General features: G+C 49.8%; 17 protein-coding genes, 3 tRNA genes, 1 pseudogene and 1 riboswitch. Of the genes and pseudogenes, 18 read left to right on the top strand and 3 right to left on the bottom strand.

Annotation, left to right across the window (positions count from 1 at the left end; translation table 11 throughout):
* Positions 1-316: 316 nt before the first annotated feature.
* The 9 genes and pseudogenes from ACO6VE_RS21560 to tal all read left to right on the top strand — a co-directional run.
* Positions 317-863: pseudogene (locus tag ACO6VE_RS21560) on the top strand (transposase); the annotation flags it as partial.
* A 322-nt stretch (positions 864-1,185) separates the two neighbouring features.
* Positions 1,186-4,050 carry an RAP domain-containing protein gene (locus tag ACO6VE_RS21555; RefSeq protein ID WP_422447673.1) on the top strand — a complete coding sequence of 955 codons (2,865 nt, stop codon included), beginning with the start codon at positions 1,186-1,188 and terminating at the stop codon, positions 4,048-4,050.
* Between the two features lie 97 nt (positions 4,051-4,147).
* On the top strand, positions 4,148-4,576 hold the full coding sequence (locus ACO6VE_RS21550; protein WP_422447671.1) for a hypothetical protein: 429 nt from the start codon (positions 4,148-4,150) through the stop codon (positions 4,574-4,576).
* 321 nt (positions 4,577-4,897) lie between these two features.
* Positions 4,898-6,295: an MATE family efflux transporter gene (locus ACO6VE_RS21545; protein ID WP_422447669.1), complete on the top strand. Its 1,398-nt coding sequence runs from the start codon at positions 4,898-4,900 to the stop codon at positions 6,293-6,295.
* Between the two features lie 116 nt (positions 6,296-6,411).
* The gene (locus ACO6VE_RS21540) at positions 6,412-7,422 is read left to right on the top strand and encodes a tryptophan--tRNA ligase (RefSeq protein ID WP_422447667.1); all 1,011 of its coding nucleotides are present in this window, start codon (positions 6,412-6,414) and stop codon (positions 7,420-7,422) included.
* A gap of 98 nt (positions 7,423-7,520) precedes the next feature.
* On the top strand, positions 7,521-7,910 hold the full coding sequence (locus ACO6VE_RS21535) for a hypothetical protein (RefSeq protein ID WP_422447665.1): 390 nt from the start codon (positions 7,521-7,523) through the stop codon (positions 7,908-7,910).
* Positions 7,903-8,370 carry a YbaN family protein gene (locus tag ACO6VE_RS21530; RefSeq protein ID WP_422447663.1) on the top strand — a complete coding sequence of 156 codons (468 nt, stop codon included), beginning with the start codon at positions 7,903-7,905 and terminating at the stop codon, positions 8,368-8,370. Before ACO6VE_RS21535 ends, ACO6VE_RS21530 begins: the two co-directional genes overlap by 8 nt.
* Positions 8,371-8,502: 132 nt before the next feature.
* On the top strand, positions 8,503-9,474 hold the full coding sequence (gene rbsK / locus ACO6VE_RS21525) for a ribokinase (RefSeq protein ID WP_422463344.1): 972 nt from the start codon (positions 8,503-8,505) through the stop codon (positions 9,472-9,474).
* Positions 9,475-9,611: 137 nt separating this feature from the next.
* The gene (tal, locus tag ACO6VE_RS21520; protein ID WP_422447659.1) at positions 9,612-10,589 is read left to right on the top strand and encodes a transaldolase; all 978 of its coding nucleotides are present in this window, start codon (positions 9,612-9,614) and stop codon (positions 10,587-10,589) included.
* Between the two features lie 106 nt (positions 10,590-10,695).
* Here tal and ACO6VE_RS21515 read toward each other — a convergent pair whose 3' ends face one another.
* Positions 10,696-11,109: a hotdog fold thioesterase gene (locus ACO6VE_RS21515; RefSeq protein ID WP_101745420.1), complete on the bottom strand. Its 414-nt coding sequence runs from the start codon at positions 11,107-11,109 to the stop codon at positions 10,696-10,698.
* A gap of 33 nt (positions 11,110-11,142) precedes the next feature.
* Positions 11,143-12,171: a YbgA family protein gene (locus ACO6VE_RS21510; protein ID WP_422447657.1), complete on the bottom strand. Its 1,029-nt coding sequence runs from the start codon at positions 12,169-12,171 to the stop codon at positions 11,143-11,145.
* A gap of 930 nt (positions 12,172-13,101) precedes the next feature.
* Here ACO6VE_RS21510 and ACO6VE_RS21505 point away from each other — a divergent pair.
* The 3 genes from ACO6VE_RS21505 to thiC all read left to right on the top strand — a co-directional run bounded on the left by ACO6VE_RS21505 (position 13,102) and on the right by thiC (position 16,547).
* Complete coding sequence (locus ACO6VE_RS21505; RefSeq protein WP_422463342.1) at positions 13,102-13,602, top strand: GNAT family N-acetyltransferase; 501 nt, start codon at positions 13,102-13,104, stop codon at positions 13,600-13,602.
* Positions 13,603-13,698: 96 nt separating this feature from the next.
* Complete coding sequence (locus ACO6VE_RS21500; protein ID WP_422447653.1) at positions 13,699-14,373, top strand: phosphohydrolase; 675 nt, start codon at positions 13,699-13,701, stop codon at positions 14,371-14,373.
* Positions 14,374-14,413: 40 nt separating this feature from the next.
* A riboswitch (TPP riboswitch) is annotated at positions 14,414-14,529 on the top strand.
* A gap of 194 nt (positions 14,530-14,723) precedes the next feature.
* Entirely contained in the window at positions 14,724-16,547 is a 1,824-nt protein-coding gene (gene thiC, locus ACO6VE_RS21495; protein ID WP_422447651.1) for a phosphomethylpyrimidine synthase ThiC, read from the top strand.
* Here thiC and ACO6VE_RS21490 read toward each other — a convergent pair.
* On the bottom strand, positions 16,514-17,584 hold the full coding sequence (locus ACO6VE_RS21490; protein ID WP_422463340.1) for a pyridoxal phosphate-dependent aminotransferase: 1,071 nt from the start codon (positions 17,582-17,584) through the stop codon (positions 16,514-16,516). The genes thiC and ACO6VE_RS21490 overlap by 34 nt on opposite strands.
* A 148-nt stretch (positions 17,585-17,732) precedes the next feature.
* Between ACO6VE_RS21490 and birA the strand changes: the two genes are divergently transcribed.
* The 6 genes from birA (at position 17,733) to ACO6VE_RS21460 (ending at position 20,767) form a co-directional block, all read left to right on the top strand.
* Positions 17,733-18,731 carry a bifunctional biotin--[acetyl-CoA-carboxylase] ligase/biotin operon repressor BirA gene (birA, locus tag ACO6VE_RS21485; RefSeq protein ID WP_422463338.1) on the top strand — a complete coding sequence of 333 codons (999 nt, stop codon included), beginning with the start codon at positions 17,733-17,735 and terminating at the stop codon, positions 18,729-18,731.
* Positions 18,728-19,495 (top strand): type III pantothenate kinase, encoded by a 768-nt coding sequence (locus tag ACO6VE_RS21480; protein ID WP_422447645.1) that lies wholly within the window; start codon positions 18,728-18,730, stop codon positions 19,493-19,495. The genes birA and ACO6VE_RS21480 overlap by 4 nt, the downstream gene beginning before the upstream one ends.
* A gap of 1 nt (position 19,496) precedes the next feature.
* Positions 19,497-20,219 carry an SPOR domain-containing protein gene (locus tag ACO6VE_RS21475; RefSeq protein WP_422447643.1) on the top strand — a complete coding sequence of 241 codons (723 nt, stop codon included), beginning with the start codon at positions 19,497-19,499 and terminating at the stop codon, positions 20,217-20,219.
* A gap of 159 nt (positions 20,220-20,378) precedes the next feature.
* Positions 20,379-20,462 (top strand) — tRNA-Tyr (locus ACO6VE_RS21470).
* A 121-nt stretch (positions 20,463-20,583) separates the two neighbouring features.
* Positions 20,584-20,657 (top strand) — tRNA-Gly (locus ACO6VE_RS21465).
* 34 nt (positions 20,658-20,691) lie between these two features.
* Positions 20,692-20,767, top strand: a tRNA-Thr gene (locus ACO6VE_RS21460).
* Positions 20,768-20,936: the final 169 nt, after the last annotated feature.

Here is a 20,936-nt window from a genome sequence, read left to right as displayed (position 1 = left end):
CAGAGTACCCCTGAGTTCTGATTCATTTCAAAGGCAGTTCAGTGGCAACCCTCTGGTTACAGAGGTTATGCATTTATGATACGAATTCAGGACTCATAAATGTTTTGGCAACTCATAATTATTCTGGCAACTTCCTGAAACTCAACCATACTCTGACCCACAACACGATGCGGAGAGGAGTATGGTTTTTTTATGTCTTTGAGACCACGCTGGAGTTGTGACGATTGGCTAGCCCGCATATTGCATGACAGATAAAAAAGGCGAGATAGTTTTCTGTTATCATTCAGACGCTTACCCTGATAGTAACAACCAAATCGTCCATGACCCAAGAGATAGCTCCCGCTGCCAGCATCAGACAACAACAATCTTTCGTCAGCGAATTTATGGATTGGCACTGGGTTATGAAGACCTGAACGATCATCAACAACTGAGATACGACCTTGCCTTGCAAACGGCGACTGACGTCGATAAACCACTGGCAAGTCAATCAACGCTTTGCCGTTTTGAACAGCAGGCGAATCGCCAACAGGTCGTCCGAATGCACGAAGTAATCATTGAGAGCTTTATTGCTTCGTTCATGAACCACCGAAACGTCTAAAGCTCGACTTCGACACAACAGACGACCCGGTTCATGGCAACCAGATTGGACGACACTTTTCAGGCTATTATGATCATTACTGCTTCCTGCCACTTTATTTCTTCTGCGAGCAGAAGTTACTATCAGCTATTTGAGACCTGCCAGTGTGGATGCAGCAAAACATGCTTGGGCGATTTTATCGCTGCTGGTCAAACGCCTTAGACAAGAATGGCCGCAGGTAAAGATACTGTTTCGGGGAGACAGCGGCTTTTGTCCCCCACGGCTGACTTTACATGAGTCTTGCCAGACAGCTTTCTCCTGGATAATGAAATAGTGCTGTCCCGGCACGTTATAAATAATGGGGTTAGGGGAAGTTGTGCCTGAAAAAGCCCAATCGGTCACAATCGCTTTAGAATCAGCTGTTCCAGCCCTGTCAAATTTCGCATAGCTCTTTTTAGCTTGCTAATAATTGGGGTTATGCAATATGCGGGTTGGAAGGGCAAATAAATAAACCAAAAAAGAGAAAAAAAGCCAGTAAAAACTAATGCCTGTTGGTGCCGTAGATTAGTCTACATTTTATATTTCCCATGAATTAATGAAATATAATTATGGACAGAGGCGGTGCTGGTATAAGTTGGACATGCACAACATCAGGTAATGATTATAATCAACCGGATGATCGTACCGGTGCCTCAGGGAGTGTGCGATACAGGTATGGCACAGTGAGGCGGACGAATACACCACTTTCCTATATCCCAGAGCGTCATGAATTTTATCCTGCTTCTGACGCCCGCTCTGCTAACCATCCACCAGGACATTCAATAAAACCTGTTCAGGATTTTAATGCTCTCATCACACAAGCAAAAATGGATGACCTGGTGAGGACATCCACTCAATATGGTGATCGCTGTAATGGGAGAAAACACAGTCAATTTGCCTGTTCAATCAAACAATACACATCAAGGTCAAAAAGACCATTAAATCGTAGTGAACAATGCCAACTGATACCATTGTTGCACGCTTTTAAAGCGACACCCGGATGGCTCTGGAGAAGCCTGATGACAACGGTTCATTCATTTACGTCAGCGGGTGTTTTTACCCCTCATAAATACATGAATGAGAAAAGTAAGGAAGCTCAGGCAGCTTTATTGTCAACGTTACTTGATGCAGTAATCGTTAAGTGCAAGCAAAAACCTGAAGCCAGGGATATTGATGCCCAAGGTACCGCCAACCTGCTGTGGGCCCTGGCAAAAATGGTTGGTAACGGGCTGGAGCTGGAGAAAACACCGAAGCTCAAAGAGGCCGTGGCCGCGCTGTTGCCCTGGGTGAGAATCAAAGCCGAATCAAAAGAGGGGAAAGACCGCTTTATTCCTCGGCATATCGCCAACCTGCTGTGGGCAGTGGCAAAACTGGTAGACAACGGGCTGGAGCTGGAGAAGACACCGAAGCTCAAAGAAGTTGTGGCCGCGCTGTTGCTCCATGTGAAAACGAAAGCCGAATCAAAAGAAGAAAAAGACCACTTCTGCTCTCAAGGTACCGCCAACCTGCTGTGGGCTCTGGCGAAACTGGTCGAAAACGGGCTGGATCTGGAGAAGACAGCGCAGCTAAAAGAGGCCATAGCCGCGCTGTTGCCCCATGTGAAAATCAAAGCTGAATCAAAAGAAGAGAAAGACCACTGCAAGCCACAGGAAGTCGCCAACCTGCTTTGGGCCATGGCGAAATTGTTGGACAATGGTCTGAAGAAGACTCCGAAGTTCAGAGAGGCCATGGCCGCGCTGCTGGCCAATGTGACAACCAAAGCCAAATCAAAAGAAGAGAAAGACCACTTTATTCCTCAGCATATCAGCAACCTGCTGTGGGCCATGGCAAGATTGGTGGACAACGGGCTGGAACTGGAGAAAACACCAAAGCTCAAAGAGGTTGTAGTCGCACTGTTGCCCCATGTGAAGGCCAAAGCCGAATCAAAAGAAGAGAAAGACCGCTTCAACACTCAAGCTACCATCAACCTGCTGTGGGCTCTGGCAAAACTGGTGGACAAGGGGCTGGAGCTTGAGAAGACAGGGCCGCTAAACGAGGCCTTGGCCACGCTGTTGCCCCATGTGAAAACCAAAGCCGAATCAAAAGAAAAGAAAGACTACTTCAACACTCAAGGGATTGCCAACCTGCTGTGGGCTGTGGCGAAACTGGTGGACAATGGGCTGGAGTCAGAGCAGGTACCAAAGCTCACCGAGGTGGTAGACGCGCTGTTACCCCATGTGAAAACCAAAGCCCAAGAACAGAAAAACCACCTTATTCTTCAGCATATCGTCAATCTGCTGTGGGCCTTGGCAAAACTGGTGGACAGTGGTCTGGAGCTGGAGCAGACAGCGATCCTCAAAGAGGCTCTGGCCGCGCTTTTGTACCATGTGAAAACCAAAGCCGAATCAAAAGACGAGAGAGACCACTTCAATGCTCAAGGTCTCGCCAACCTGGTGTGGGCCCTGGCGAAACTGGGGGACATCGGGCTGGAGCTGGAGAAGACAGCGAAGCTCAAAGAGACCCTGACCGCGCTGTTGTACCGTGTAAAAACCAAAGCCGAATCAAAAGAAGAGAGAGACCGCTTCATTCCTCAAGGTATCGGCAACCTGCTGTGGGCCTTGGCAAAACTGGGTGAGGCCATTGAGCTGAACCTGATTAAATCTACGTTCGATGCTCTGGTCGCCAGAATCAGTGAAACCCCTCAGCTTTCCCAGCAAAATATATGGATGCCTCTCTGGGGAGTCATGGTATTCTGTGCCAGGTTTTATCTGTGCTTTGGTAGAAATAATAAAAACCCGCTTGAAAAGCACATAGGTGAACTATTTTCTCGCCTGGAAAGTACATTCCCGGACAATTTAGAGGCGCAAACCGTCATGGTCATGGCCGCCAGTTGGCTTGGGAGACCGTGTGCGATGGCCCCCTATTACCAGAGAAACATTTCACAATCTCAAACCACCTTGCGCGAACAACTCCAATCAAGCCTTCCGTCGTTGCAGATTGAAGAAGAGAAGAGTCTGAACTCATTACCTCCGGTTGACTTGCTACTGCCAGATTACAACATGGTGATTGATGTTCAGGGACCTTATCATTATGTGAGCGGTGATTTCAAAACCAGGAACGGTGCAACGTTGCTGAAAATCGCGCTGCTGCAAAAATTAGGATTCGAAGTCATTGAAATCCCGGTGCACAAGCTTTGGAATAAGGATTCAATGAAAAGAGTTATTGAGCAAATAACGACAAAATTAGCCGTTCAGCCGGAGGCTCATGGTTCTGTATTAGACAGTAGCGAGGGAGTGGCCGATGAGGCTTATGTTACTGCTGACGAAGGAGGGCTATTTTCAGATGGCGGTTATGCTACCGCCGAAGAATATTCAGGAGAGCAAATAAAGAAACCCAAAAAGAGAAAAAGGAAGAGAAAAAGAGCCAATAAACGGCTCTCTTCCAGCATGACTTAAGAACCAGTTTGACATTCTGGTGAAGGTGTACTTTCTTTATCTGCCGTATTAATACATGGCAGCTGTTTAGTACGTTTTTGTTAAAGAGGGATTTAAAATGGATAAGGCAATAAGCATTGTGCTCAGGGGGATAACTGCCCCCTCAAAGGAGCGAATGCCTGCGGAAGTTCAAAAACGAGACCCGCTGCATTTCGGAGATCGCCAGGTTAAAGCGTTGAATGCCTATATTAATGGTATGCATGCCCCAAAATTTACTACTTATGTCGGACGTGGTGTTGAAAATTTCAATTCACGTCGAGAAGCATTAGATTCCGGCAAACAGTTAACCTCCGGACAAATCCGCTCTATCACGAAGACAATGAAGAATGCTATCAGGCATTTAGAGCATTATCTTTCCAAGGATTACATTGAACCCAACTATGATCTTAATGAAACAACTAATGAAGAAGTGAAAGAATTTGTAGCATCTGCGATGGAGGAGGTTGCTGCTGATATTAACAGACTTAAAGCTCTTAAAAAGAGATAAGTAGCTAACCATATGAAATCATATATTTCTGACTCCTTGTTCAGGCACTCCCGGCAACTGCTCCTGCGTTGCTCTAGCTCCTGCATCCATGCAGTCGTGCTTCGTTACAACTCCGGTCACATAGCTACGGCTATGCTCCCTCCGTTGTGCCTCACATAGCACCTGCCCAAGTAGCCAGAAATATATGATTCCATATGGTCAGCTACTTAAGTTTAGTATTATTTCGAAATATCCAATCCAGTCATTTTTTGATTCATTAATAGAATATATAATTCTTCTCCCCGGCTCTGTCTGCCGTGGGTTTCTATTCTGTGAGCAACAATGAGCAACAATCTTTCAGCTTTTGCCCGCTATCGCGGCGAACTTGGTGAATTAATGTATTTGGCCGGACCTATCATGGGGGCCCAACTGGCAACCACCGGTATGACATTTGTCGACACCAGTATGGCCGGGCAATATTCAGCCCTGGATCTGGCCTCTATTGCCATTGGCTCCAGTACCTGGGTGCCGGTCTACCTGTTAATCCGTGGCATATTAATGGCCATTACGCCCACGGTTGCCCATCTGTACGGTGCAGGTCAAACCGGAGAGATTGCTGGTCAGGTGCGTCAGGGGTTATGGATTGCCCTGCTGATGAGCCTGTTGGCCCTGGGTTTTATTTACCAATCCGATGTCGTATTGCAATGGTTGCAGGTTGGGCCTGCGATGGCGGGTAAAACGCTGGAGTATCTGAAAGCGCTGGCCTGGGGTATTCCGGCGATTTGTTTGTTCCAGGCGCTTAACTGCTACTGCGAAGGAATGGGTAAAACCAAGCCCGGCATGGTGTTCAGTTTTATCGCCCTGGCTCTGAATATTCCGCTGAACTATGTACTGATTTATGGCAAGTTCGGGTTCCCGGAGCTGGGCGGCGTTGGCTGTGGTTATGCAACAGCCGTTTGCTTCTGGGCCATGTTCCTGATGATGGCGGCATACACGATGCTGGCTCAGCAACATCGTAAAATTGGCCTGTTTGACCAGTGGGACTGGCCTGGTCTGAGCATTATTTCCGGCCTGCTAACGCTGGGTGTGCCTATCGGTCTGGCCATTTTCTTTGAAGCCAGTATCTTTTCGGTGGTGGCTCTGCTGATCGGGAAATTAGGTGCCATCGTGGTAGCAGGGCATCAGATTGCCCTTAATTTTACTTCACTGACCTTTATGGTGCCGTTGAGTCTTTCCATGGGGCTGACCATTCGTGTCGGGCAGGCACTGGGTGCCGGTAAAACTGCGCAGGCCGCCTACTCCAGCTATGCGGGTATTGTCACGACGCTGGTCAGTGCCACCCTCAGTGCTGCCGTGATGTTGTTTCTGCCAGGGGTGGTGACCTCAATCTATACACAGAACACAGAGGTGGCCATTCTGGCTGCTCAGCTGCTGGTTTATGCGGCACTGTTCCAATACGCTGATGGTATTCAGATTGCGGCTATTGGTGCGCTTCGTGGCTATAAAGATACCCGGGTTCCCATGGCGATGATTCTGTTTGCCTGTTGGGGCGTAGCGTTACCTGTGGGCTATATTCTCGGGCTGACCGACTGGATTGTGGCACCAATGGGGCCTCATGGCTTATGGATTGGTCTGGTGAGTGCATTGACCATGAGTGCCATCCTTTTGACCTTGCGTCTGCGTGCCATTATTGGTCGGCATCGGGTGTCTGCTGCTAAAAACATGTCTATGTCACCATGAGAATCAGGTGTCTATTGTGAGAGAGGGCGGCGCTCTTTTATAATGCTGCCCTTTTCTAACCTTCTTTCTGGTCTGCGCGTCAGGCCAGGTTAAATCGTCGCTGTGCGAGTGAACTCATGAGTAAAACGAAAGTACTGACAGGTATTACAACTACTGGAACACCACACCTGGGTAACTACGTAGGGGCTATCAAGCCTGCCATTGAGGAAAGCTGGCGTGACGATATTGCTTCATACTACTTTCTGGCGGACTATCATGCCCTGATCAAAGGCCGTGACCCCAGGCGAATCCACCAGTCTACCCTGGAGATTGCCGCTACCTGGCTGGCACTGGGTCTGGATACGGACCGTGTCACCTTCTACCGTCAGTCAGACATCCCGGAAATTGCCGAGCTGAACTGGATTCTGGGCTGCATGACCGGCAAAGGCCTGATGAACCGCGCCCATGCTTATAAGGCAGCGGTTCAGGCTAATGAAGAAGCCGGAGAGCAGGACCCGGACAAGGGCGTGACCATGGGGCTGTTCTGCTATCCGGTGCTGATGGCGGCGGATATTCTTATGTTCAATGCCCATAAGGTGCCGGTGGGGCGTGATCAGGTCCAGCATATTGAGATGGCCCGGGATATTGCCGGTCGTATGAATCATCATTACCAGACCCGGTTCGTTTTGCCGGAAGCGGTGGTGGGTGAAACCACGGCTGTGCTGAATGGTCTTGATGGTCGTAAAATGAGCAAAAGCTACGATAATACCATCCCGCTTTTTGTCCCTGAAAAGAAGCTGCTGAAGCTGGTTCGCAAGATCAAAACCAACTCACTGGAGCCGGGTGAGCCGAAAGACCCGGATACCTGCACACTTTTCCAGATCTACTCGGCATTTGCCGATGCCACTCAGATTGAGGTAAAACGTCAGCAATACGCCGATGGTGCTGGCTGGGGCGATCTGAAAAATGAGTTGTTTGAATTTCTGAATGCTCACTTGCAAGCTCCCCGGGAACGTTACAATGCGCTGATTGAAGATCCTGCATTTATCGAAAAAGAGCTGCTGAAAGGGGCTGAAAAGGCCCGGGCCGAAGCTGCTTCTGTGCTGACGCCTATTCGTCAAGCCGTAGGCCTCAAGCCGCTGGCATAATATTCTGCAGTCGTGTTAACGTTTGGCTTTCCTTTGGGAAAGCCATTCTTAATAATAAAAGTAATAATGACAGGCACCATCGCTCGACTGGAAATCCCATGAACATATCAAAGCTATTTGCCATTGTGCTGAGTGCGCTTTTACTATCGGCCTGTAGTTATGTGGACGGTGTTCTCAGAGAAAAGATTCAGCCCAAGATAGAGTTTGACTTGACCCGCCTGGATGCCGATGGCCTTTATGGCCCAGCGGGTGGCAAGCGATCCCTGAGCTATGAGTTCTGTATTCCAGCCAATGTGAATACCGCACGGCAGGTGATGTACATTGACCCAACCGCAATTGTCTACGAAGAATCCCCCGGACGTTTACAATGTGATCAGCAGCAGTATCTGGTGGTGGGTGATACTCATCAGCCCAATTTTCTGGTGACTCTGGAAAACCTGGCTGAACTGCCCTATGTCACCAAAATTCAAGAGGCATTTTTTGAGTAAAGCGTACCCGCAGAATCGACTTTCGATAACCATGAACTCAAGAGATAAAACCTCGCCCCTCCAATCCCCCGGTATTCTAATCCGCAACCCGGTACTCTGGTACGCCTTTAAAGCCTGCGCCCTGCTCTGTGTTGCACTGGGTTGTATCGGCATTTTCCTGCCACTACTACCCACCACCCCCTTTCTATTATTAGCCGTTTTTTTCAGCCTGCGTTCATCTCCAACCATTCACGCCCGGCTCTTGAACCACCCAACACTGGACCCCCCACTACGCCAATATCTTAATCAACGCAGCATTTCCACCAGAGTATATATCCGCGCAGTCATTTTCCTCTGGCTAACCATAAGCCTCTCCATTTGGCTACTCACCCTGCCATGGCTCAAATACCTGCTACTGACCATAGCCATCACCGTAACGCTATACCTGACAAAATTAAAAAGAAGGGAAAAACGCCCCTGAAGACCTACCCTAAAACCAACTACCAACTGCCCACTGCCCACTACCAATTCGATTCCAACAAAACCCCTAACCCAAAACAACATTTGCATTACACTTGATTAAGTTGTCAGCCTGATTTTCACCGGTGGTGATATGAGTAAGCAGATTCTCGTGCTAGGCAGTATTAATGTTGACCATGTTCTGAGGGTTGATTGTTTTCCCAAACCAGGCCAGACCATCACCGCTTCATCTTACGACATTATGGCAGGGGGCAAAGGTGCTAATCAGGCGGTAGCCTGTGCCCGCCTTGGCGGCAATACACTTATGATGGCAGCGATCGGGCAGGATGATCCGGGGCGGGAAATAGTACAGCAACTGAGTGCTGAAGGTATTGATACATCCGCAATTACTGAAATAGTGGATGCCCAAACAGGGGTGGCCCTGATGTTCGTGAATGCCAAAGGCGAAAATATGGTTGGCATCTCTGCTGGCGCTAATGGCTGCCTGAGTGAAGAGTATATTGAGCAGAAACATAGTTTGATCGCTGGTGCAGATTATCTGCTCTTGCAGCAGGGGATTCCTGAATCTGTCATGCGACAGGCTGCTCATATTGCCGGGGGAAGCCATACTAAAGTTGTCTTGAGCCCCGCATCTGTCAAACCGTGTTCCGGGGATGACTTACCGACTGTGGATTTGATTACGCCTGATCAGACGGAGGCAGACCTTCTTACCGGTATTAAAGTGCTGGATGAAACGTCGGCAACCCAGGCTGCTACCCTATTGCATGAGAAAGGTATTACTGACGTAGTGATCACCATGGGGCAGTATGGGGCCTATGCATCATCAATGACTTCAGGCCATCCTGAAGGGCTGATGGTTCCCGGGTTTCCGGTTAAGGCGGTTGATACAACGGCGGCTGGTGATACATTTAATGGTGCACTGCTGGTGGCCCTGGCGGAAGGAAAATCGCTTGGGGAAGCAGTTTTCTTTGCCAATGCCAGTGCTGGCCTTTCGGTCATGAGTGCTGGTTCTCAGTCGTCTATTCCCTATCGGTTTGAGGTTGAGGAATTTATTCAGTGCGATCAGGAAATTGCCGATGCTGCGGCAACCCCGGATACCTCATGATGCTGGTATTTCTTTGATATAAAAGGTGAATACGGATACCCTCGTTGATTAAAGACGAAAACATTGATGGTAAACTTTTAAAGCGCTTATCAGGCTCCATGCACCCAGCTGTTTGCTTGGCTGGAAGAAGGTACAGTATGCAAAATCAGCTCGACCAATTAAAAAAAATGACCAAGGTTGTGGCCGATACCGGTGATATCGAAGCCATTCGTCGCTACCAGCCGGTTGATGCGACGACCAATCCTTCACTGATTTTAAAAGCCGCACAGCTACCGGCGTATAAAAAGCTGGTTGATGAAGCCATTGCCTTTGGGCGCAACCATTCTACAGAAAAAGCGGTCAGTGCCCGTTATGCCTGTGACTGGTTGACGGTCGGTATTGGCAAAGAGATTCAGCAGGTAGTGCCGGGCTTTGTGTCAACGGAAGTGGATGCACGACTGTCGTTTAATACGGACGCGACGATTCAAAAGGCCAGACAGCTGATTGATCTCTATAAAGAGCAGGGCGCTGACAGTGAGCGGGTGCTGATCAAAATAGCGTCTACCTGGGAAGGTATCAAAGCGGCGGAGGTTCTGGAAAAAGAAGGTTTTCGTTGTAATCTGACCTTGCTGTTCAGTTTTGCCCAGGCTCAAGCCTGTGCCGAAGCCGGTGCTTATTTGATCTCCCCGTTTGTTGGCCGGATTCTCGACTGGTACAAAAAAGCAGAAGGCCGGAATTTTACTGCTTCACAAGACCCTGGCGTTCAGTCGGTCACCCGTATCTACAACTACTTCAAACAACATGGCTACAACACCGTGGTGATGGGAGCCAGCTTCCGAAATACCGGTGAGATTACTGAGTTAGCCGGTTGTGACTGCCTGACGATTGGTCCGGACCTTCTCGATCAGCTGGAATCATCCGAGCAACTGCTTGAACAAAAGTTGTTTGCCGACTCGCCAGTGTGTAGTGATGAAAAAGTGGTTCTGGATGAGGCTGCATTTCGCTGGGCGATGAACGACGATGCCATGGCAACGGAAAAGCTGGCTGAGGGTATCAGAAAGTTTGCTGAAGATCAGATTAAGCTGGAAAAGCAATTGCTTGATGCACTTCGGGAGGATGTTGTAAAAGCCAAATGAATTTTGCACCACAGAGACACAATGGCACAAAGAAGTCTTTTGCTGACTATGCGCAGCTCCCAGAAAAACTTTGTGTCTCTGTGCCTTTATGGTTCCTTCTTATTGATTATATTTTCTTGGTTGCCATGGTAATACGGGATATACAGGTGGGCCTGCCCTGGTCATCCTCAATCTTGATTTCCCACACCTGGGTACTGCGGCCGATATGAATGGGGCGGGTTGTGCCGGTCACTTTTCCGGACGTGGCTGACCGAAGATGATTGGCGTTGATTTCCAAGCCTACACAGTAGGCTCCGTCTTCACAGCACAGGTTGGCGGCAATACTGCCCAGTGTTTCAGCGAGAACCACCGAGGCACCACCATGCAGCAGTCCCATGGGCTGAATGGTTCTGCGGTCAACTGGCATGGTGCCCCGGAGAAAGTCGTCTCCTACTTCGGTAATCTCAATACCCAAATGGTCACACATGTTTTCCTTGAATGCTGCGGTTTCAGTACTGTAAGGCCTTTTCCAGATGGACATCTTTTTTCCTTTTTCTTTTATTGGCACTGCTCATCAGATCCGGTTGCGCAAGCCCAGCTGATCCGGGTGAGGTGTCAGGTAGGTTTGTCGTTGAATATATACACTACCATGATTGTCTATGAAATGCCGTAGCATGGTCATCGGGGCAATAAGGGGGATCATTTCCTGACGGTACTCTTCAATCAGCGTCAGCAGCTGCTTTCTCTCTTTGCCATCGACGCTCTTTTTCACATATCCGAGGATATGCATCATGGCATTGGTGTGAGATTTTCGATTGGCCCGTCGTTTCAGGGCGCTCATAAAGCTGCGCAGGTACTCCTCCAGCAGTTCATGCAGATTCGCTTTGCTGCCTTTGGCCACGATTTGGCCAAGTAACTCATACCCCTGGGGATAATGGGCCATGATCATGTACTTGTGAGTAGAATGAAAGTCGACCAGGGCGGCATAAGATGGCTCTGCCATCACGGTTTTCTGCCAACGGTCATAGGCGTAAACCCGGGTGAAAAAATTTTCACAGAGTATCGGGTCGTGCAGCCTGCCTTCTTCTTCTATTGGCAGCAGCGGGTTGCTCTCCATAAATGCCCTGGCATAGGCTCCGGGTGAACTTTCGCCCAGCGGGTGGCCATTTTCATGGTACACCTTGACCCTTGCCATGCCACAGCTGGGGGACTTCTGCATCAGAATATAGCCGCAAATGTGTGATAGCTGATCAGACATATCATGACCATACTGCGTCAGAGCATCCGTTACATCCAGACTGGAATTTTCAGTGCCGACTACCCGGATTTGCAACTGTTTATCGGGTGCAGACGATGAACTTTGGCCGGTAGTTTGTGATGCTTCAGCCAGTTGGCCGACCAGCCGGATGGGCTCTCTGGGGGTTCCCAGCCCGATAGCCATCTCAGGACAGACCGGCTCAAAGTGGAAGAATTTATCCAGCGTGTTGACACAAAAAGACGAGCGTTTGTGCCCACCGTTATAGCGCACTTTATGGCCCAAAAGGCAGGAGCTGATGCCCAGTGTGATCTGTTTTTCAGGCTCAGGTATGGAAACGATAGCCACTTGTTATTCTCCACTTTACATTCGAAATACACGCCCTGGTTAATATCGCCAGTTACTGGCAGTTCCTTTGCCTGTCAGCGGTTGAAAACAGGTATAACTCTACATTGCTGTTAAGGCAAGAGTGATGTGCCTATAACTCTTTCTATCATCTAACTGCCTGTGCAGTAAGGCTTTTTTAATGGATTGCAGTGTCTCATTGGCGAGTCGGTTTTGCCGGTATACAGCACAGATTTTTCCTGCATAAGACGACATTATTATCACAGTCGTACAGGAATTAACCCGACCCGGATCATTCCGAAAGGCCCTGCCCCGAAATTGCAAAACATCACCAGCAGGATATTAACGGTATTGGAATGCCTGATTTGAGGTGGGCATAAGTAGTTAACCAAATGAAATCATATATTTCTGACTAAGTTGTCAGTCACTCTGCGGCGTTGCAACTCCGGTCACATAGCTACGGCTATGCTCCCTACGTTGCGCCTTGCATAGCAACTGCCCACTTAGCCAGAAATATACGATTCCATTTGGCCAACTACTTAGGCTGCTTTCGATAGCGGAGGCATGGAGCCCGGATTTAGCCATCCGTTTCCGGTTTATAGAATCAGGGAACTTTTGACAATCTGCGCACACTAATATAGGGAAAGAAGTTGCACAGCCTGTGAAATCAACATCTGCTCGTAAAAGGTTGCAGTTTCAGGCTCTCTTCGCTTTTGCCTGATCATCAGGTGGTCTGGGTTCAGGTTTTGCCTGATGATCTATTGGCATTCTCTGGTCTGACGAAGGCAGTTGTTTTTCTTGATATTAGTATCAATAAATCAGTCAGTTGTATTCATCGGGTCATCTGATTAATGAGAACTTTCAGATCATCTAACTGTCCAAATGGCGGAGTAATTATTTTGTTGGAGCAAAGTTTCTGGAGACTATTTTACCGTGCTGATTGTTACTGATACGCCCCGTCTGATACTTCGTACCTGGCAGTTACAGGATGTCGATGCGTACTCCGCCTTACTGGGCGAAACACCTCCCGGTGCCTCAGATGCCATGGCCACAGAGCCCGCAAGCCTTGCAGAAACCGAGTTGTGGCGCTACCAGGCGGAACTGGATAAATGGGGGTGGTCGCGCTGGGCGGTGGTATTCAAAGAGAATAACCAGCTAATTGGCTATTGTGGCTTTTCTCCCTATGGCAAGCATATTGAGATGAGCTGGCGCTTTTTACCCGCTTACCGCGGACAGGGGCTGGTGCTGGAAGCTGTTGAGGCAGTGACTCAATTCGGCTTTAACCAGCTGGGTATGGAAGAGATTATTTCTTATACAACCCCCACTAATGAGTTTGCCCAGGGCGTTATGCAACAACTGGGGATGACACTTGATCGCTTTGAGGGGTGGAGTACCTGTACGGTTGCCCGTTACCGCATACAGTCACCGATATAAATCATGCGCTGAAAATATTCCGCAGCCACAGTACAATCACTTTAAATAATTTCATTCATTTAAATTTATCCCTCCACTTACAGTCTTTTTGAACTCATGAGCAATAGCAGCAGCGACACCCTGAGTACCTGGGAGCAGAAAATTATCGTCTGGCTACAATCCATGCACCACGACCATGATGACCACTCCCATGACTTTTCCCATTTTCAGCGGGTCTGGAAAACGGCGCAGCAGATCATGGATCTGGAGCAGGTGTCTGTGAATCCACTGGTGGTTCTCGCTGCCTGCTACTTTCACGATATTGTGGTGTTGCCAAAAGATCATCCTGAGAGGTCCAGGGCCTCTTCGCTGGCTGCCATAAAGACCAGAACCTGCCTTGAGGATATGGGGTTTCCTGCTGAGTTGATTGATAACGTCTGTCACTCGGTGGCCAGTCACAGCTATTCTGCGGGCATTGCGCCCGAAACCATTGAAGCCAAAGTGGTTCAGGATGCTGATCGGATGGAGGCTCTGGGAGCTATCGGGCTGGCCCGGGTTTTTTATACATCGGGCCTGCTGCGGCGAAAAATGTTCGACCCCGAAGACCCACTGGCTGAGCACCGGGCCCTTGATGATCGTGAATACGCGCTGGATCATTTCCAGGTGAAGTTGCTGAAGCTGTCTGACACCATGCAGACGTCCGCCGGACGCAGAATGGCAGAGCGGAATTCGGATTACCTCAGGGAATATATGGGCAAGTTGCTTAAAGAGCTGGAAGGGGATTATTCCTGACCCGGTACTACTTTTTCAGTGAGGGTGCCTTTATAATCTTCCCATCTTGTCGGAGTGCGAAAGCTGAGATCGCTGCATTTTATCGGATATATGTGCAGCAAATTCGTTGAACCTGCTCAGGGTAATACCTGCGAAGGGAACAAGAGAAGAGAGTACCGGGTTGCTATCTGGTGGATGGCTGATCACGCTTTTGGCCAATCATGCCTTTAATATCTCAAAGCATTGTTTTGCTTTAAATCAAGCAGCTTCTTGCTAACCTTGACGAGTCAAGCTAGCAAAAACCGTCTATTCCTTTTCTCTGGCCTGAGACACCGGCAAGCCATACCAATAACAATAGATAAGGGATATTCATGGTCGGTAACTCTCAACTTCAGGGTATTCAGATGCGTGCTCCAATTGCTGACAGTCAGTCACTTCTGGTAGAAGCCTGTCGTTCATTTCCTGCTTCACGGAAAATTTACCTTCCCGGCAGCCGCCATGATATTCGTGTGGGCCTGCGGGAAATAACCATTGGGCAGAGACACGGAGAGTACAGTAAGTTATCCACTGAATCTGCCGTTCGGGTGTACGACACATCCGGTCCTTATACTGATCCGGAATACTGCCTGGATCTGCTTAAGGGCCTGCCGCCTATCCGTTCAGAATGGATACGGGCACGAGAAGACTCAGAAGAGTTGAGTGCCCAGTCTTCAACCTATGCATTGCGACGAAAACAGGATATTCAGGTTGAGCCGGTGCGCTTTCAGTCATCTGCCCCCGTCAGATGTGCCCTGTCTGGAAGAAATGTGACTCAGCTCCATTATGCCAGGCAGGGAATAATCACACCGGAGATGGAATATATCGCCATCAGGGAAAACATGGGAAGGCCTGAAGCAAAGATAACCCCCGAATTTGTTCGTCAGGAGGTGGCATCCGGTCGTGCGGTTATACCCGCGAATATTAACCATCCCGAAGCTGAGCCAATGATTATCGGCCGTAACTTTCTGGTGAAGGTCAATGCCAATATTGGTAATTCACCGGTGACGTCCACCATAGAGGAGGAAGTTGAAAAACTGCTCTGGGCAACCCGCTGGGGGGCCGATACGGTGATGGATCTTTCCACCGGTAAACATATCCATGAGACCCGGGAGTGGATTATCAGAAACTCACCGGTACCGATTGGCACCGTGCCTATTTATCAAACACTGGAGAAAGTAAACGGCAAGGTAGCGGATCTTAATTGGGAGGTGATGAAGGACACCTTGATTGAGCAGGCAGAGCAGGGGGTAGATTATTTCACCATTCATGCCGGAACGCTGAGAGACCATGTGAAACTGACCACTGATCGGGTGACCGGTATTGTTTCCAGGGGCGGTGGGATTCTCGGGCAGTGGTGTGAAATGCATGACAGCGAAAACTTCCTCTATGAACACTTTGATGAGATCTGCGAGATATGCAAGGCATACGACATTACGCTTTCATTAGGGGATGGGCTGCGCCCGGGATCGGTGGCTGATGCCAACGATGCGGCACAGTTTGCCGAACTGAAAACGTTGGGTGAACTGACAAAGAAAGCCTGGGCACATGATGTGCAGGTGATGATTGAAGGCCCCGGGCATATACCGATGCACCTGATTCAGGAAAATATGGATAAACAGCTGGAGTATTGCCACGAGGCACCCTTTTACACGCTGGGTCCACTGACGACGGATATCGCCCCCGGCTATGACCATATTACTTCCGGGATCGGTGCAGCGATGATTGGCTGGTTTGGTTGTGCAATGCTCTGTTATGTGACACCAAAAGAGCACCTTGGCCTGCCCAATCGTGAGGATGTGAAACAGGGATTGATCGCCTACAAAATTGCTGCCCATGCGGCAGATGTCGCCAAAGGTCATCCGGGGGCACAACTAAGGGATGATGCGCTGTCCCGTGCCCGTTTTGAGTTCCGCTGGGAGGACCAGTTTAACCTGGCCCTGGATCCGGATACCGCAAAAGCCTACCACGACGAAACCCTCCCTCAGGACAGCGCCAAGGATGCGGGTTTCTGTTCCATGTGCGGACCAAACTTCTGCCCAATGCGCATGACGCATGATGTGCGGGAGTTGGAAGAGCCTTCAGCCAATAAAGAGCCCTTAGCCAGTAAAGCGCCCTTAGCCAGTCAAGCGGCTCCGGCAATGGAAAGCCCCTCCTGAATCCTCTCGATCAGCTGCCGGGTCTGGGCAATATCACCCAGTGTTATTCTCAGACCCTTTCGCCCAGTCTGGTCAGACTTTGGGCGAACAAGGATGCCATGGCTGCGCAGGTGCAGCTCAATGACCTCAGGATTATCCGGAAATGCCCAGATGAAATTGGCCGCACTGGGCCAATAGGGAATGGCCTGTTGATCAAGGAACTGCTCAAACAAGGGCTTGGATGACTCCATAACTTCCCTGACGTACTGACGGGTATACTCCGGATGGTCCAGGGCGGCATTGATGGCCACAGCGGCAAACTGGTTAACATCATAAGGGCCACGGATATTCAGCAGCGCCCGGATGTTGTCAGGGTGGCTGATCACGTAGCCCAGGCGAATGGAAGGCAGACCCCAGGTTTTAGAGAAGGTGCGTGTGACCAGAATATTCGGGTATGCCATAACCGCATCCGCCACGGTGGCCTGAGAGTATTCAAAGTAGCATTCATCAACCAGCAGGGCGGTATTGGGTGCGGACCTGGCAATGGTCAGAATATCTTCACGCTGGATTTGCGTGCCGCTGGGGTTGTTCGGGTTGGCGATGACAATCAGCCGGGTTTTTGCGGTGATGGCGTCCAATACTGCGTTAACCGGGAAGCCGGTTTGCCGCGTATAGTCTGGCTCAATAATGTTCAGCTTTTCAATATTGGCGCACTGGCGGTACATCGCGAAGGTTGGGCCGGGGATGATGATGTCATCACCTTCTGTGCAGGCCGCACGGATAATAATATCAATGCCCTGGTCAGAACCATTAGTGATCATGACCTGGGGTTCATCGACGTTTGCGTAGTCAGCGATTTTCCGTGTCAGGTCGCCATAGGATGGGTACACCTGCAGACGATCCTCATTGATATAGTCAATCAGTGCCTGTTTGACATGCTCACTGACGGGCAGCGTTCTCTCATTAAAGTCCAACAGCAGATTATGATGAGGGTCTCTGCCTTCAAGTGGCGGAGAATAGGCGCTCATCCGGGTGATGTGGGACTTGAAAATGCTCATCGGCGGTTTCCCTGATCCATCTGTTTTTGTTGGAGAAAGTGCAGTATAGAGCAGAGTTCCCGGGAGAAGCTATCAGGCATTGGGTCCGCTTAACGCTCTGGCCTGATATAATATTCAGTTTCCTGACAGGTATGTGGATTTCCTATAAATGGAAAAGGTATTAGAACTTCTGGCTGATGGCGGTTTCCACTCCGGTGAAGCGCTGGGCAAGGCGTTGGGGATCAGTCGCGCTGCGATCTGGAAAAAGCTGAAAATGCTGGAAACGCTCGGCCTGCAAATTGATTCAGTCAAAGGCCGGGGGTACCGGCTGCACCCGGGAGTTGAGTTGCTGGATAGTGAACGTATTCTCAATGCCCTGGCCCCATCCGCCAGAAAGTCGGTGGTTGTCCACACCTGTTTGAAAACAGCGTCTACCAATGATCTGGTCAGAGAGATTCCTGTTGCCAGTCCGTTAATAAAAGGGGTGTGTCTGGCAGAATATCAGACCAGCGGCCGTGGTCGGCGGGGCAGAGCCTGGGATAACCCCTTTGGTTCGACCATCAGCATGTCTGTACGTTGGTTTTACAGTGCCGGCATGGCATCCCTCGAAGGGCTGAGCCTGGCGGTCGGTCTGGCTGTGCTGAAAGCGCTTGAACGCAGCGGTGGCGGTGATCTCAAACTGAAGTGGCCTAATGATCTGCTGTGGAACTCGCCCGACGGTTTTCAGAAGCTGAGTGGCATCCTGCTGGAAGTGCACGGAGACCCAACCGGAGACTGCGAGGTGATCATCGGTATTGGCGTCAATATTGCCCTGAGCCAGCAACAGATCAACAGTATCAGCCAGCCCGCAGTGGATATGCAGCGGGTGTGTGGTACCACAGTGAGCCGAAATCAGGTAGCCAGTGAGTTGATCAACGAGTTGTGCCGTACCCTGGATATTTTCAGTCATCAGGGCTTCAGCCATTTCAAAGACCAGTGGGAGCGCTATGATGCTTTTGCCGGGCAGGAGGTTGTCCTGGACGCTTCCGGTAAAACGTTGTCTGGCGTAGCTTCCGGGGTGAATGGTCATGGTGGACTGTTATTGCAGACCCGTGAAGGTATGATGACTTTCAATGGCGGTGAGGTTTCATTAAAGGCCGCGTCACCCACAAAGAGCAAGTCATCATGAGAATTCTGGAACTGGATGCAGGCAATAGCCGATTAAAATGGCGGCTACTGAATAGCGGCCACATCACTTCCCATGGCTTTCTTGCCAACAGCGAAGACTGGCAACACGAATTGCCAAAGCTGTTGGATCAAATTGGGCCGGTCGATTCGGCCAGGGCGGCCATCGTCTCCGGTGATGAGCGTTTTGCGCAGTTGAGTACTGCGGTTAATCAGCACTTTAATGTATCCCTGTTAAAGGCCGAGGTTAAAGAGCAGTGCCGGGGCGTGAAAGCTGCCTATCCTGGTCTGGGCGTTGATCGCTGGCTGGCTATGCTGGCGGCCCATCATCTGGACAGGGCAGAGAATAAAGAGCCCTGCAAAAAAATGGTGGTGAGCTGTGGTACTGCCATTACCATTGACTTGTTGAGTGACGGCGGGAACCACCTGGGGGGCTATATTGTACCGGGTGTCGGCCTGATGAAGAGCATGCTGCACACCAGGACAGCACAACTTCCCATGGTAGCAGCAGAAGCATCAACGATAATGCCCGGAACAAGCACTGCCGGGTGCATTAACAACGGTATTCTGGCCATGGCCGTAGCCATGATTAATACACAACAGGCGCAGTATAAAACGGCTTGCGGCAAAGACTGCCCGGTTTATCTCACCGGAGGTGACGCTACCTTGATTCAGCCGTATCTGGGTGAGTGTTACCATCATCCCGCGCTGGTGATGGATGGTCTGGCGCTTGCTTTCGAACAGGAGGGGAGTAACTCCGTTATATAAAATGCGTTTGACAGTAATTTTTCTTGTGTTTGCCAATATCAGTTACTTTGCCTGGGGCTCATGGCAGGAGTCCAGGGTGGGTTACTGGCTGCCTGAGAGTGATAGTGCCTATACCGAAGCCGCAGGTGAGCGACTGGTTCTGTTGACTGAGACGGAAGATTATCTTCAGTCTCTGCGAAATGAGACTGAAGTTCAGCCAACGTTGGAAACCTCGCTGTATTCCGGTGATACCGTCCAGGAATGTCTGATCGTCGGGCCTTTGGCCAATGTGATCGAGGTGGATGAGTTGCAGCAGCGCCTGTTTGCCGTAGGTGTTAGCAGCAAAGAGCGTGCAGACGAAAGCAGTCAGCAGCAGGATTACTGGGTTCATATACCGCCACTGGCCAGCAGGGATGCGGCAATACGGCTGTTAAGGGAACTTCAGGCCCAGAGAATCGACAGCTTTGTGATTACCCAGGGCGAACTGACCAATGGGATCTCGTTGGGGCTTTTTTCCCGCAGTGAATTTGCAAAAGCCGTAAGTCGTCGCTTAATGGATGCGGGCTATGAGGTCGCGATCAAGTCCCTGCCCAGAGTTCCTGAGCAATGGTGGCTTGAGATGGATGCCGCAGTAGAAGAAAAGCTGAGTACGTCATTCTGGGATGAGGCTACTGACCAGTTTCCTGAATTGAAAACCTTAAGAACGGCCTGCAAGAAGAATGATGCACTGAAAAAAGTGATGTAAAAGCATTGCAACGGACCAAGAGTTTCTCTAGTATACGCCTCGCTGCTCAGGGAGACAGTTAGCCAGGACGACAAACGGAGGTGACCAATTAACATGGTTGCTGAAGAGGAAAAGCCGGGTTGACAAAGAAAACTTCCTGAATAAAATAGCGCAGCATCTGGTGGGGTTCCCGAGTGGCCAAAGGGATCAGACTGTAAATCTGACGCGAAAGCTTCGCTGGTTCGAATCCAGCCCCCACCACCAGATTTCACTTCCTTGTGTTAAGTAAATCGAAAAACTGATTCTTGATGCTTGGAGACTGCTGGCTTCTCTTGTATTCTTTGTTGGATGTATTGAAGCTTCTGCATAAATAAGGTTTGTTTGTGCGGGTATAGTTCAATGGTAGAACCTCAGCCTTCCAAGCTGATGATGCGGGTTCGATTCCCGCTACCCGCTCCAGATTGCATCTCTTTCGTTCTTTTTTGAGATTCATGCTCTTATAGCTCAGTCGGTAGAGCGCATCCTTGGTAAGGATGAGGTCACCGGTTCAATTCCGGTTAAGAGCTCCATATAACCTATGTAATTCGCTTGCGAGCCAAGTATTACAAGTTGGCAGTTGACAGTAGCCAGTTGGCAGAAAAAGCGTTCACTGCCCACTGCCCACTGCCCACTGCCCACTGCCCACTGCCCACTGCCCACTGCCCACTGCCCACTGCCCACTGCCCACTGCCCACTGCC

Source organism: Endozoicomonas sp. ALB115, assembly GCF_049310245.1.
Taxonomy (GTDB): domain Bacteria; phylum Pseudomonadota; class Gammaproteobacteria; order Pseudomonadales; family Endozoicomonadaceae; genus Endozoicomonas.
The sequence above is the reverse complement of the archived record's forward strand: the minus strand, read 5'-3'. Positions and strand labels throughout refer to the sequence as shown.

What these genes read in the sequence shown, in the direction of transcription:
- ACO6VE_RS21480 (WP_422447645.1), top strand. Translation starts at nt 18,728, where the DNA reads ATGAGAATTCTGGAACTGGATGCAGGCAATAGCCGATTAAAATGGCGG.
- ACO6VE_RS21515 (WP_101745420.1), bottom strand. Translation starts at nt 11,109, where the DNA reads ATGTCCATCTGGAAAAGGCCTTACAGTACTGAAACCGCAGCATTCAAG.
- ACO6VE_RS21535 (WP_422447665.1), top strand. Translation starts at nt 7,521, where the DNA reads ATGAACATATCAAAGCTATTTGCCATTGTGCTGAGTGCGCTTTTACTA.
- ACO6VE_RS21555 (WP_422447673.1), top strand. Translation starts at nt 1,186, where the DNA reads ATGGACAGAGGCGGTGCTGGTATAAGTTGGACATGCACAACATCAGGT.
- ACO6VE_RS21500 (WP_422447653.1), top strand. Translation starts at nt 13,699, where the DNA reads ATGAGCAATAGCAGCAGCGACACCCTGAGTACCTGGGAGCAGAAAATT.
- rbsK (WP_422463344.1), top strand. Translation starts at nt 8,503, where the DNA reads ATGAGTAAGCAGATTCTCGTGCTAGGCAGTATTAATGTTGACCATGTT.
- ACO6VE_RS21540 (WP_422447667.1), top strand. Translation starts at nt 6,412, where the DNA reads ATGAGTAAAACGAAAGTACTGACAGGTATTACAACTACTGGAACACCA.
- ACO6VE_RS21490 (WP_422463340.1), bottom strand. Translation starts at nt 17,584, where the DNA reads ATGAGCATTTTCAAGTCCCACATCACCCGGATGAGCGCCTATTCTCCG.
- thiC (WP_422447651.1), top strand. Translation starts at nt 14,724, where the DNA reads ATGGTCGGTAACTCTCAACTTCAGGGTATTCAGATGCGTGCTCCAATT.
- birA (WP_422463338.1), top strand. Translation starts at nt 17,733, where the DNA reads ATGGAAAAGGTATTAGAACTTCTGGCTGATGGCGGTTTCCACTCCGGT.
- ACO6VE_RS21545 (WP_422447669.1), top strand. Translation starts at nt 4,898, where the DNA reads ATGAGCAACAATCTTTCAGCTTTTGCCCGCTATCGCGGCGAACTTGGT.
- ACO6VE_RS21475 (WP_422447643.1), top strand. Translation starts at nt 19,497, where the DNA reads ATGCGTTTGACAGTAATTTTTCTTGTGTTTGCCAATATCAGTTACTTT.
- ACO6VE_RS21550 (WP_422447671.1), top strand. Translation starts at nt 4,148, where the DNA reads ATGGATAAGGCAATAAGCATTGTGCTCAGGGGGATAACTGCCCCCTCA.
- tal (WP_422447659.1), top strand. Translation starts at nt 9,612, where the DNA reads ATGCAAAATCAGCTCGACCAATTAAAAAAAATGACCAAGGTTGTGGCC.